The following is a 12,875-nucleotide window of genomic DNA, read 5'->3' as shown; positions in this document are numbered from 1 at the left end:
ACTCGAAGGTGCCGGGAGATTGCGGGCTGACTCATCGCGAACGGTTGAGCCAACTCCATCACGGTCGCCTCTCCGCCGGCCAGCCGGGACAGGATGGCTCTGCGGGTGGGATCGCTGAGTGCTGCGAACGTACGGTCCAAGCGTTCTATAGCCATTATGTTATATAACTTTTTGGTTAAATGTCAAGAGTCAAGCCCCAGCTCTTCGAGGATACCCGATTCGCTTCCGATAACAAGTATTATGTAAAGTTATGGAAATGGGACTACGGTAGGGTCACAAACCGCGCGCTGTTCGTCGCGGTCGAGCTGCCGCCGATGTCTATCGTGTAGTCGGCGGCTTCCACCACTTGCTGCGCCCTTGCGTCGTAGACCGAGAGTTCGGCGAACCCGAGCGGAAAGTGAACCGTCGCAGCCTGCCCGGGGTCCAGCGTGATCCGAGCGAAACCTTTCAGGTTGCGTGAAGGCTGCTCCGTGCTGGCGCCACGAATACCTACGTAACATTGAACGATTTCCGTCGCGCGGCGCTTCCCTGTGTTCGTGACCGTGGCGGTCGCGACAATCGGTTGGCTCTTCGGATCGCGCACGAGCTTGGCTGCGCTTATGGATTGCGTAGACAGCGAAACGCCGGAGTATCCGAATGTCGAGTACGAAAGTCCATGTCCGAAGGGAAAAAGCGCGTCATTGGGCGTATCGAGATAGCGGGAGACGTACTTCATCTCCACATAGCCGGGGTGAGCGGGATCGGCATGCTGAATCGGGCGTCCCGTCGGGAGCTGATTGTAATAGAGCGGCTCCTGACCCACCGCCCGCGGAAAACTCATGGTGAGCTTGCCGCTCGGCGAAACATCCCCAAAGAGCGTGTCGACGATCGCTGGACCGGTTTCGACGCCGCCGTACCATACCTCCATGATCGCGGGAACGTGCTGCGCGGCCCAGTCAAGCACCAGCGGCCGGCCGGAGAAGATCAGTAGAACGACGGGCTTTCCGGTGGCGACGACAGCTTCAAGTAATTGTTCCTGATTTCCTGGTAAGTCCAAGAAAGCACGCGATGCTGCTTCACCGCTCATGTCGCTCGATTCGCCGAGCGCGAGGATCGCCAGATCGGAGTTCTGCGCTGCGGCGATCGCCGCGGCGAAACCGGCGTTCGACGTTCCTGAGATGTCCGTTCCCTTCTCGTAAGTGAGCGTCGAGCGGTTCTGCCGCGCCCGCTCCGCCATGGCGGCACGCAAGGTTCGCACGTCGTTGAAATTGTTTGCGCCGGACCAGGCACCCACCATGTCGCTGGCGTCGTCGGCGAGCGGACCGATGAGGGCTATCTTTTTGACGGCCGTCGCGAGTGGCAGTAGCGCGACCCCATCGACAGGATTGTTCTGCAGCAGCACGAAAGATTCTTCGGCCGCGCGGCGCGCCAATGGTCGATGCTCGGCGACTGCCCCGGTTACCTCGGTCCCCGCAGTAAAGGGGTGCTCAAAAAGCCCCAGCGCGAACTTCACTCGCAGCACGCGTCGTACGGCCTCGTCAACAACCGCCATCGGCACCCGCCCCGATTTCACCAGCGCCGGCAACTCCGCGTCGTAGTAGTGCGACATCATGTCGATATCGACGCCCGCCGTGATCGCCTTTTCGCTGGCGATTGCCGCATCACTCGCGATGCCGTGGTTGGTCAGCTCCATGACTGCGGTGTAGTCGGAAACGACCGCGCCATCGAAGCCCCACTCCCCGCGCAGAATCGTCTGAAGCAGGAAGGGATTCGCCGTCGAAGGCACTCCGTTGAGCGAGTTGAAGGCGGACATCACGGTGGCCGCGCCGGCCGCAACGGCCGCGTGATAGGGCGGCAGGTAAACCTGGCGTAGTTGCAACTCGCTCATATCCGTCGTGTTGTATTCACGGCCCGCTTCGGCGGCGCCATAGGCCGCGAAGTGCTTGACCGAGGCGGCAACGGAATCCGGCGCGGAGAGGCTCTCACCCTGGTAACCGCGAATATAGGCGCGAGCGATGGCGGATCCCAGATACGGGTCTTCACCCGCGCCCTCCGTGCAGCGGCCCCACCGGGCGTCGCGCGCGATGTCGACCATGGGCGAATAGAACCAGTTGACACCGGCCGTGCGGGCCTCAACCGCAGCCATGTGCGCGAGTTCGGTGATGAGCTCGGGGTCCCAACTGGCCGCTGTCGCGAGCGGAACCGGGAAGATGGTGCGAAAGCCGTGGATCACGTCGGCGCCGAAAAGCAGCGGGATGTGGAGGCGCGTGTGGTCGACCGCGGCGTGCTGGAAGTGATTCGTAAGCCCCTGGCCTACCGTGTTGAGCATCGAGCCGAGCTGCCCTTTTTGCGCGAGCGCGTAGCTGTCCACTCCGCCCGGGCCCGGCGGGTTGACGTTGAGTGCGGCTGTGGTGCCGGCCGACGACACGTCCGGATGGGCTTCGGTGGCGCTGTACTGCACCAACTGACCGATCTTCTCCTCGAGGGTCATTTGTTGGAGCAGCGCGTCAACCTTCCGCGCGATTTCCGGGCTGGCGAGCTGCGCGTTCGACGGTGGGTGTCGCGCAGGCTGCGCTGCAGCCGGAGAGAGTGCAAGAGAGATGGAAAGCGAGGCGAGCAACAACCGGCAGTAACTCATACGGAACTCCGCACCGCTACTGTACCGCCCGCGCTCTGCGCTTTCGAGAAGAACGCTTAGTGAACGCTACCGTGGTACGCGTCGGCGACCGAGACGTTATTCCGGACCAGCGTCATCCCGATCGCCCGATCGAGCGCCGTACGGGCCTTCGCGTAGGTGCTCTTTGCGGCGATCTCGGTGGACCGCGCCTGAGCCAGAAAGCTCTGATACTGCAGCACCAGGAACGTCGTCGATAGTCCCACGTTATAGCGTTCCTGCTCGATCTCCAGCGATTGCTCTTGCAGTTTGCGAGCTTCCGTCGCGGCGGAATAGGCGTCGCGCGAACGATCCAGAGCGACCAGAGCATCTTCAACCTCAAGATGAATCAGGTTCTCCAACTTCTGGCGCGAGATCTCCGTCTGCCTGACCTGGAGCTCATCGCGCACCGCGTCCGCCTGCGCAATTCGGTTGCGAAGCGGCAGGTTCAAATTCACGCCAATCGAATAAGTGGGATAGTTGTGGCGAACAATCTGTTCCAGATCATAACCATAGGCTCCTAGAAACTGGGAAGTTGGAATGTTAGTTCCGAGCGTAGCGGATGGAATGAACGCGGAGTTCAAAGCTCCTGCCAGTCCGCTACTTAGAGCGTTTGCCACAAGATCTACTTCAGGCAGCAGCTCGTTCTTCGAACCTTCCAGGTAAATCTTCGAGTTATCTACTTGAATTCCTGCATAAATCAGGTCCGGGCGATTTGAGTTCGCGGTCGAGATCAAATCTTCAACCTTTAGTTCAGGTTCGTTCAGCGGTACATCGATCGAGTCCGTGGGAATGATGTGCGCTCTGCGCACCACTGGATCGGAAGTGAAGCGCTTGGTCAGAACGCTCTTCAGGATCAACTCCTGCTGAGCTACAAAGCCTTCCGAGTTGATGAGATCCTGGCGTGCCGCGTAGACCTGCGCTTCCGCGCGCGTTTGCTCCACGGGAGCGAGAGTTCCCGCTTCCACCTTATTCTTGTTGTCCTCGAAGAGTCTTTGGGCGAGGGCCAGCGTTTCGCGGCGGTTTTGAACGTCTTCGACCAGCGCCACCAAATCCTGATAGAGCCGGATGACTCCCGAAACCGTGCTGATTAGTTGCTCTTTGAACACGAGATCCGTGATCTTTTCATTGTTCTTTGCAATTCGGATAAACCGTCTGTTCAGAGAAATCCCGAAACCTCTTAATAAAGGTTGCGTTACGGTCAGACCTGCGTTGGAGGCGTAGTAGGGATTGTAGAGGTTATTCTTGGTGACGGCGTTGATGTCCTGGTTATTGAACTGTCCGTTGATCATCGTACCGGTGCTGAACCCCTGTGTATAACCGCCATCCCAGGTGACGGTCCGCTGATTGAGAGTTGGATAGCCGGAAATCAGCAAGTCGGCTTCAGGAGTTGTCGCTTGCTCGTAATTGAACGTGCCCGTGATGGCCGGGTCAAACTGCGGAATCGACGGCCCCGGTGCAAACGGAGTTAAGGGGAACACGGAGTTATTGGTCTGCTGTTCCGTAATGATCGCCAAATCCGAGGAATAGCCGGGTAGCGAAACGGAAGGCGTCGTACCGCTTGCGGCCGCAGTCAATAACGGAGCGCCGGGGCCGCCGATACCAGCCGGGACCTCGAACACCGTGGTGGAAATACCGCGCAGATCGCCACCGCCTTTTGCCCTTAAAGTATCGGTTTGAGAAATCGGTGTATTTAGCCGTTCGAACTGCACATCCAGGTTGTTCTCGATGGCCAAAGCGATCGCATCCCGGAGCGAGAGGTAGACGTTCCCCGCTCGGATCAGGTTCTCGAAGCGCGGTGTGTCGGCAAATGACACGGGCCCGACCGAAGGCGCCCGGTACCAGCCGTGCATGTACGGTCGAATCTGATCTTCAGCAGCCTGCGAAGTAAGGGTAAATACAAGAACGCTACCGAGTAGCCGAAAGCTCATCGTTGCGACTGCCCCGACCCGCCCTTGGAGGGAGCTCCCCCAGCGGAAGTGCTCGCGCTCGCGGCGTTGCCTGATCCGTTCCCGCTGGCCGGAGTGGCTGCCTGCGGGCCGGACGCCTGGGTCGGCATGACCAGCGCGCCCTCATAAACCTCGTCGCTCGGATTGGTCACGATATACTCCCAGCCCTGCAGGCCGGATAAGATCTCGGTGGCAGTTCCGTAGTCGCGTCCGATCTCGACCTTTTCCAGATGAATTTCCTTCGCTTCTTCGCGGACTTTTTCGCCGGACTCCTTCTCTCGCTGCACCGCGTTTTGCTCTCGCGTTTGGTCCGGATCGCGGAGCACGGCGACATATGTTCCGCTCGGACGCGTAATGATCGCTTCGCCGGGGATCAGAAGCGGCGGGTTGGAACGCGTGTTGGAAAGCTGCACGTTGGTGTACATGCCGGGCAGCAGTTCGCCCTTCGGGTTGGCAACCTGCACTTCGGTTAACAAGGTCCGAGCGGTTGCATCCAGTGAATTCGAAGTCCGCGTAATCTTTCCCGGAAAGCGCCTGCCGCGATATTCACCGACCAGCAAATCCGCGGCCTGACCGACCTGCACGCTCGGCGCATCGCTCTGCGGGACTTCCAGCAGGATGCGCAGGCGGCTGATATCGGCAACGGTGAATAGCGCGCCGTTGCTGGTGCTGCCCGACGAATTGCCCAGCGATTGTGCGGCCGCGTATGTCGTAGCACCCGATTGACCGCCGGCCGTGGAAACGTAGGAACCCACGTCGACGTTGCGCGCGGTAACGACGCCGGCGAAAGGCGCACGGATTTCCTTGTACGACTGCAGCGCGATCAAGCGATCGAGGTTCGCCTGCGCGGCCTGCACGTTGTCCTGAGCGGCCCGCACATTGGCCTTGTTCGAATCGACCACGGCGCCGGTTGAATCGTAGTTGGCCTTCTGCTGATCGGCGTCCTGGCGGGCAACCGCGCCTTTGGTGACCAGCACCGCATAACGGTCCCAGGTCACCTTGGCGAGCGCGAGCTGAGCCTCGGATTGTTCAAGTGTCGCCTGCGCTTGCCCGAGTTGTTGCCTTGCCTGCGACAGTGCGGCCCGGCCTTGCGCCACCTGCTGATCGAGATCGGGAGCTTCAATCACCGCCATCAGCTGATTGGGCCGGACGCGATCGCCGATGTCCACATACCGCTTGACGATGTAACCCGACGCGCGGGCGTAGAGCGGCGCTTCGATCAGCGGCGTGATGGTTCCCGGCAGCAGCAGCCGCGTGATGTCGGGCGATCGTTTTACTTGAACTACATCGACCAACGGGATCGCCGTCGCCTCGCGTTGCGCGTTGTTCTTGGTTGTCTGCTCCCGCCTTTCACGCGGCAGATACCCGAGCAAAAACAATAGCGCGGCCAGAACTAAGGCCACAATAACCACGATTACCAGCCACTTGCGGGAAGCTTTCGGCTTTTCAGGCGCCGGCTGCTGTTTCGGTTTCGCGGAATCTGCGCGCTTCTTCTCCTCCTGCTTCTGCTCCTCCTGCTTCTGGTCTTCCAACTCTTCGCGCAGCCGCTCTTCGGCCGGTCGATCCAGCAGCTTGTGCTCGTCTTCAACCGGCAGCAGCTTTTGTTCCTGACTCGTCGTGTCCATGCGTTGTGCGGCCTTATGCGTTCTGCGGTTCGGCTTCGGGAGCGTGCCGCGGTTTTTCCGGAAGAACCTCGTGAGCTTCCCGCTCGATCCGCGCTTCCCAATCCACGGGCGCGTCCTTGCGAAGGAACGTGTACATGATGGGCACGAAGAAGAGGGTGCTGAACGTGGCGATCAGAAGGCCGCCGATGACGGCGCGGCCGAGCGGCGCATTCTGTTCGCCGCCTTCGCCCAGCGCGAGCGACATGGGGAGCATACCGATCATCATGGCCGTCGCGGTCATGATTACCGGACGAATCCGCGTGAATCCGGCGGAATGCGCGGCCTCGATCCCGTTTTTTCCGCTTACCCGTTCATCGTTGGCAAACGTTACCAGAAGAATGGAGTTCGCGGTAGCGACACCGACAGACATGATGGCGCCCATCAGAGAAGGTACATTGAGCGTTGTCTGAGTGATGAACAGCATCCACAGAATTCCGGCCAGGGTGCCCGGGATCGCCATCAGAATAATGAAAGGGTCGACCCACGATTGGAAATTGACCACCATCAGCAAATACACCAGCATGATCGCAAAGAACATACCGAGGCCAAGACGGAAGAAGGAAGAATTCATGGTATCCACCTGTCCGCGAACATTGATGAAATTTCCCTTCGCCACTTTACCTTTGAACGTATCGACGATCTTATAGACCTGGGAAGCAACGCCGCCCAGATCGCGTAGATCGGTACTGGCGAAAACGTCATAGGTTGGCTGGACATTGTAGTGATCGACAATCGTGGTGGTTGTCCCCCGCTTGAACGTCGCCAGGTTCGACAGCAACTGCGCCGATGCCGCGGTCGCATTGCCGCCGGTAATGGGAATCCGCTTCATGGAGTCGAACGAATCTACGCGGTACTGCGGCATTTGCACAGCGACCTGATAGTTCACCCCGTTCGCGGGATTCAGCCATTGATTGGGTGCCAGCTGACCGCTCGAACTCAGCGATATGAGAACGCTGTTGGCTACGTCGCGCTGCGTCAGGCCCGCCTGATCCGCCTTGGTGCGATCGACATTAATCATGATGGAGGGATAAGCCACCTGCTGTTTGATATGCACGTCCACTGCGCCCGGCACGGCGGCAACCTGTGCGGCGATGTCGCGCGCAATCTTATAGTTGCCTTGCGAGTTCCTACCGATTACTTGCACATCAATCGGCGCAGGCAGACCGAAATTCAGAATCTGATTGGTGATGTTCGCCGCCTGGAAGAAAAAGGTGCAATTCGGGAATTTCTGATTGAGCCGCGCGCGCAGTTTGCGCTCGTACTCTTGGGACGGCCCGTGCCTATCCGGATGCAATGCGATCAGAATCTCGCCATCCGCGCCGCCGATCGTCGAACTATCGCCGAAAGCCAGATTGATTCCGCTGGCCGGGAGGCCGATATTGTCGACAATGGTCTGTATTTCGTCGAGCGGGATCTCTTTCCGGATTTCGCCTTCTATCGCGGCGAAGATCTGCTCCGTCTCTTCGATTCGAGTCCCCTCCGGGGCATTCACATGCAGCCGCATCTGACCGGAATCGACATAGGGGAAGAAGTCGCGCCCGACGACGAACGCCAGCGGCAAAGACGCGATGACGAAAATACCAAAGATAATTGCCACCAACCCGCGATGGTCCAACGCGTAGCTGAGCCATCCGGAGTAGCGGTTCCGAAATCCTTCGAACCGCTCGTCGAAGGCATGATGGACGCGCCAGACGATACCGGGCGCATGGGCGGGCTTTCCTTCCTCGCCTTGCTGATAGAGTTCGACCTCGGGAGGCAGCAGGAAGTGCACCATCGTCGGAACCAGAGTTCGGGTCAACAGGTACGACGTCAGCATTGCGAAGACAACGGCCATGGCGAGAGGCGTAAACAGGAACTTCGCGGCGCCGGTCAGCAGCAGCACCGGGACAAACACGATGCAGATGGCCAGCGTGGAAACGAACGCGGGCACCGCGATCTGTTGGGCGCCGTCCAGAATGGCCGGCACGATCGGTTTCTTCATTCCGAGATTGCGGTGGATATTCTCAATTTCCACGGTCGCGTCGTCAACCAATATGCCGACCGCGAGAGCTAATCCTCCCAGCGTCATCACATTGATGGTTTCGCCCAAAGCCGCCAGGATAATGATCGATGTGAGGATCGACAAAGGGATTGAGATGCAAACAATCAGCGTGCTGCGCCAACTGCCGAGGAATAGCAGAATCATGATCCCGGTCAAGCCGGCGGCAATCGCGCCCTCGCGCAAAACGCCGGTGATGGCGGCGCGCACAAACAACGATTGATCGAAGAGCTGAACAATATTGAGCGCCGGGGGCATGCCGGCCTGGATGCGGATCAGCGCCTTTTTCACGCTCGCCACGATGTTGAGCGTGGAGGCCTGTCCACTCTTCAGGACAGTGAGCAAAGCCGCGCGCTTCCCGTTCACACGCACGATATTCGCCTGGACCGCGTAGCCGTCGCGAACCTGACCGATGTCCCGCATATATACCGTGGACCCGTTCACGGTCTTAATCGGAAGGTCATTCAGTTCTTCGACGACTCCCGGGCTGCCGTTGATCTGCACGAAGTAGTCACGATCCCCGATCTTCGCGTCACCGCCGGGCAGAATGACGTTTTGCAGGTTCAGCGCGTTGTCGACATCGCTAGCCGATAAGCGCTTGGCGTAGAGCAGGCTCGAATCGATATCGACCATGATCTGACGCTGTTTGCCACCGTAGGGCAGCGGGACCGCGGCGCCCTGCACGGTAGCGAGCTGCGTGCGGATGAAGTTCAGTCCAAGATCGAAAAGCTGCTGCTCGCTCAGCGTGTCGCTTTCCTCGGCGAGCTGCAGAATCGGGACGCTGGATGCGTCATATTTCAAGACGGCCGGCGGCAGCGTACCTGGCGGAAGCACCCGCAGAATCGTCTGGACAATCGCCGTGACCTGGGAGATGGCAAGTTCGACCTTTGCCTTGGGCTGGAAGAAAACTCGAATGACGGCGACCCCCTGGTACGAGGTCGATTCCATGTGCTCGATATCGTTGACGGTGGTCGTCATGGCGCGTTCGCAGATCGTCACCATGCGCTTTTCCATTTCGTCGGGCGAAAGGCCCGTGTACGTCCAAACGATACTGACGACGGGAATATTGATGTAAGGGAAGATGTCGGTCGGCATCGTCAAAATCGCCGATACGCCGAGCACGAGCATCAGTACCGACATCACCACGAACGTGTATGGCCGCCTTAAAGCGAGCCGGACTATCCACACGGTGTAAGCCCTCCTGGATTCTGAGCCGTCTCGACGGAGAGTGACGGCGGGCACAATTGCGGGATCAAGGATGTTGGATGCTTTTCGAATTGTAGCGGATGACAGGAACTGTCCGACGAGCGCCGAGGGGCGGTGCGGCCCCTCACAATTCGGGCTACTTACGTTATACTTTGGCCATGCTTAAGGCCACCGAAAAAATCTGGTTTAACGGTCAATTTGTCGGCTGGGATGACGCGAAAATTCATGTGCTTTCGCATGTCGTGAGCTACGGCAGTTCGGTGTTCGAAGGCATTCGATGCTATGAGACTGCCGCGGGACCCGCCATTTTCCGTCTGCGCGAGCATGTCCGGCGCCTGATCGATTCGGCCCGCATTTATCGCATGGACACGTTCCGCTACTCCTCCGATGAGCTGGCGCAAGCGATGTTGGAGTTAGTCGGCATCAACCAGATGCGGGCGTGCTATCTGCGGCCGATCGTGCTTCGCGGCTACGGCGAACTCGGCGTCAACGGATTGAGGAACCCGGTGGATGTCTACATCGCGTGTTGGGAATGGGGCAAGTATCTGGGCGAGGAAGCGCTCTCGGAAGGGACCGACGTGTGTATCTCGAGCTGGACGCGGATGGCGCCGAATACCCTGCCCGCGCTGGCCAAAGCGGGCGCGAATTACATGAACTCGCAGCTGATTCGCATGGAAGCAGCGGCGAACGGATATCACGAGGGAATCGCGCTGGATTCGACGGGTAACATCAGCGAAGGTTCCGGCGAGAACGTTTTTGTGGTTCGCGACGGCAAGATCATCACGCCGCCGCTGAGTTCCAGCGTGCTGCCCGGAATCACCCGCGACACGGTGGTTACGCTGGCGCGCGATCTCGGTTACCCGATTGTCGAATCCGTGATTCCGCGCGAGCTCTTATATATCGCGGATGAGGTTTTCTTTACGGGCACGGCTGCCGAGATTACGCCGATCCGCTCGGTGGATCGCATCCAGGTCGGCAAGGGATCGCGCGGACCGGTGACGGAGAAACTGCAGCATGAGTTTTTCGCGATCGTGAATGGGACGAAGCCGGACCGTCACAACTGGCTGTCGCCGGTCGAGGTCCGCCAGCCGGTTGCGCGGTAGAAAAGTATCAATAGACCGGTCAGAACGGTCATTTAGTTACAGAGCCCCGACCGTAAGGGAGGGGTTTCACCTCGGGGTCAACTGGCCGCAGCGCGTTTTCCCGGCCCACCTCCCCCGAGATTTGCCGTTCCAATCGCGCCGCGGCCCTTCGACGTAGATTGGTTGTATCGTGAAACTCGCGGACGGCGCTAGCGGGAATCGAATCGAATCCCGATCCTTTCAACAGGTTTGTTGCGTTGTAGATCCAGCGGTTTAGCGGCGAGGCGATGTTTGAAATGTGTGTAAAAAACGTGAATGGCTGAAAATGTCTTCGCGCGCTCGGCGCTCGATCATCGAATCTACGAGGTCGTTCTTGACGATTTCGCGTTCACCTGCGCAGCCGCTCCCGGCCGGATCACGGCTTCGCCGGATCTGTGGATCAGCCCGGCATTTATTGATCTTCAGGTCAATGGCTTTGCGGGTGTCGATTACAACTCGCCGGGTGCGTCCATCGATGAGATCGATCGCTCGCTTGGGGTGATCCGGCGAACCGGTGTCGCTTCCCTGCTCCCGACGGTGATCACGGGCGATGGGGATCACATGATTGCGGCTTTGCGGAACTTACGCCAGGCGCAGCAGCGCGCTTCGCTCGGGCGGATGATTGCCGGTTTTCATGTGGAGGGCCCGCATATCTCACCCGAGGATGGACCGCGCGGTGCCCATCCGCTGCAATATGTTAGACTTCCAGACTTCAACGAATTTCTGAAGTGGCAGGAGGCAACCGAAGGAAACATTCGCGTTGTTACGCTTTCGCCGCACTGGGAGGAGTCTCCTCGCTATATCGAGAACGTTGTTGCGGCCGGAGCCTCGGTGAGCATCGGACACACCCATGCGTCCGCTGCTCAGATCGCCGAGGCCGTCAGCGCAGGCGCGTCCATGTCCACGCATCTGGGAAACGCAGCGCATCCGATACTGCCGAAAACCTCGAACTATATCTGGGACCAACTTGCGGACGACCGGCTAACGGCGAGCTTTATCGCGGACGGCATCCACATTCCTGCCGGCTTTCTCCGTTCCGCTTTGCGCGCTAAGACGATCGACCGCAGCGTTCTCGTGACGGACGCGAGCAGTCCGGCGGGCGCGCTTCCCGGGCGGTACAAATTGGGCGAACAAGATGTCGATCTCACGGTGGACGGTCGCGTTGTGATGGCCGGGCAGAACCGTCTGGCCGGCTCCGCGCTGAAGCTCAATGAAGCCGTCGCGCGAGTAATGCGTGAAGCCGGTCTCTCGCTCGAAGAGGCGCTGCAGTTAGCAACGACGAATCCGGCTCGTGCCGCGCATTTAGAGATACCGAAGGAGCAAATCCTGTTCCGGCTCACAAGTGGACGTCTTGATGTGCTTGCGATGAGCGCGTATCGTGAGTTACCATAGCGACTGCCGCGAACGCTCCTTGGATACAATTCAACAGACCTGAGCTAAACGGCTCGCCGCCCTCAAGTTAAAGCTCGGAACTCGTCCTCCTGAACCCTCGTCGATGTCGTTCTTTTTCAGAAAGTCTGGGAAATTCGGGCCATTCAGGCTGAACTTCTCAAAGTCTGGTATTGGTGCGTCGGTTGGCGTTAGGGGTGCGCGCCTCACAATGACACCGGGCGGAAAGACCTACGTAACCATCGGCGCAGACGGATTCTACTACCGCGAAACCATCTCGCAACGGCCACAAGCCCGTAATCGCGATTCTTCGCAAAGGGCTGCGGTTCAGCCTACATTTGAAGAAACCTTTAACAGCTCTGAAGCCGGAGCACTAGCCGACAGCTCTGCGGAAAAGCTAGTGAACCAATTGAACGAGCGTTCTAGTATGTTCAATCCCGCTTGGCTTTTTTTACATCTGCGGTCTATTCGCGGTTGCTTTGGGCTTCACGCTCGCAGTACCTTCAGCTCGCACAGCACCGGCTGCCGGAACACAGGAAGCAACTTCGCCCACTCCGGTCGACCAGTCTGGTACGCCCACGCCGGTTGCCCCGCCGGGCGAACGGAAACATTCCAAACGACAGAAAAAGCACCGTGCGGAGCAAACAACTCAGCCGAAACCGCCCGCATCCCCGCTGCCCGGGCCGCCGGCGTCGCTCAATTCTTACAGCTTCCAATACGCGAGTAATAAGCAGAGCGTCTTCGTTTGGAGATGGCCATCCGTGCTTTTAATTTTGGGGGGTATAGCGCTTGAACTAGCCGGACTGATCATCCACAAGAAAAACTCCGCGAAGCGGTTGTCACAGATAGAGTACACCCTTGAAGACTCTGAAAAGC

The 12,875-nt window shown here is 59.0% G+C and carries 8 protein-coding genes; 3 read left to right on the top strand and 5 right to left on the bottom strand.

Going from position 1 to position 12,875, the window contains the following annotated elements; genetic code table 11:
• The 5 genes from H1Y01_RS19855 to H1Y01_RS02355 form a co-directional block, all read right to left on the bottom strand.
• The coding region (locus tag H1Y01_RS19855) for an ArsR/SmtB family transcription factor (RefSeq protein ID WP_180538493.1) at positions 1-155 on the bottom strand (155 nt) is incomplete at its 3' end.
• 107 nt (positions 156-262) lie between these two features.
• Positions 263-2,617 (bottom strand): glycoside hydrolase family 3 N-terminal domain-containing protein, encoded by a 2,355-nt coding sequence (locus H1Y01_RS02370; protein ID WP_180538492.1) that lies wholly within the window; start codon positions 2,615-2,617, stop codon positions 263-265.
• A 56-nt stretch (positions 2,618-2,673) separates the two neighbouring features.
• Complete coding sequence (locus tag H1Y01_RS02365) at positions 2,674-4,563, bottom strand: TolC family protein (RefSeq protein WP_180538491.1); 1,890 nt, start codon at positions 4,561-4,563, stop codon at positions 2,674-2,676.
• Positions 4,560-6,206 carry an efflux RND transporter periplasmic adaptor subunit gene (locus tag H1Y01_RS02360; RefSeq protein ID WP_180538490.1) on the bottom strand — a complete coding sequence of 549 codons (1,647 nt, stop codon included), beginning with the start codon at positions 6,204-6,206 and terminating at the stop codon, positions 4,560-4,562. Before H1Y01_RS02360 ends, H1Y01_RS02365 begins: the two co-directional genes overlap by 4 nt.
• 13 nt (positions 6,207-6,219) lie before the next feature.
• Positions 6,220-9,471: an efflux RND transporter permease subunit gene (locus H1Y01_RS02355; protein ID WP_180538489.1), complete on the bottom strand. Its 3,252-nt coding sequence runs from the start codon at positions 9,469-9,471 to the stop codon at positions 6,220-6,222.
• 176 nt (positions 9,472-9,647) lie between these two features.
• Between H1Y01_RS02355 and H1Y01_RS02350 the strand changes: the two genes are divergently transcribed.
• The 3 genes from H1Y01_RS02350 to H1Y01_RS19850 all read left to right on the top strand — a co-directional run bounded on the left by H1Y01_RS02350 (position 9,648) and on the right by H1Y01_RS19850 (position 12,726).
• Positions 9,648-10,592, top strand: coding sequence for a branched-chain amino acid transaminase (locus tag H1Y01_RS02350; protein ID WP_180538488.1), 945 nt, complete (start codon positions 9,648-9,650; stop codon positions 10,590-10,592).
• Positions 10,593-10,886: 294 nt separating this feature from the next.
• Positions 10,887-12,002, top strand: a complete 1,116-nt coding sequence (locus tag H1Y01_RS02345) for an N-acetylglucosamine-6-phosphate deacetylase (RefSeq protein ID WP_180538487.1) — start codon at positions 10,887-10,889, stop codon at positions 12,000-12,002.
• Between the two features lie 103 nt (positions 12,003-12,105).
• Positions 12,106-12,726 (top strand): DUF4236 domain-containing protein, encoded by a 621-nt coding sequence (locus H1Y01_RS19850; RefSeq protein WP_180538486.1) that lies wholly within the window; start codon positions 12,106-12,108, stop codon positions 12,724-12,726.
• Positions 12,727-12,875 lie beyond the last annotated feature (149 nt).

This window comes from Nevskia soli (assembly GCF_903970205.1).
In the GTDB taxonomy this organism is placed as follows: domain Bacteria; phylum Acidobacteriota; class Terriglobia; order Bryobacterales; family Bryobacteraceae; genus Bog-113.
This window is presented reverse-complemented; position numbering and strand designations above follow the sequence as displayed.